At 66.8% G+C, this 379-nt stretch carries 1 protein-coding gene; it reads right to left on the reverse strand.

The features are described from left to right. Window positions 1-218 precede the first annotated feature (218 nt). On the reverse strand, window positions 219-379 hold a 161-nt coding region (locus tag CYJ76_RS11560; RefSeq protein WP_144043104.1), incomplete at its 5' end, for an NlpC/P60 family protein.

Consider the following 379-nt stretch of genomic DNA (forward strand, 5'->3'; position numbering starts at 1 on the left):
GAACGCCCCTTGATCCAGCTGGCGCTTTCCGGCCCCGGCGACGCGACCGTGCTGCCAGTTGGCCCGGAGGGGGCGTCATTAATCATCGCCGATCGCGACCCCCTGGTCAGTCACGTGCTTAGCCCTCGTGTTATTGACGCCCACCTGGTCAGTTGGTCGTGGGATCAGGTGGAAGGGCCGGTTCCGCCGCTGCCGGTCTACTCGCCAGGCGAGGCGGATCAGCTGCTGCGTGAGGCTGCGGATAATGCGCCGCCCCAGCGCACATCGGAAATCTTGACGACATCGCCGGACTGCGGGGCCTCGATCATCTTGCCGTCACCCAGGTACAGGGCGACGTGGCCGGGCCAGAACAGCATGTCGCCGCGCTTGGCCTCCGAGG

It is taken from the genome of Kytococcus schroeteri (assembly GCF_002847825.1).
Classification (GTDB): domain Bacteria; phylum Actinomycetota; class Actinomycetes; order Actinomycetales; family Dermatophilaceae; genus Kytococcus; species Kytococcus schroeteri.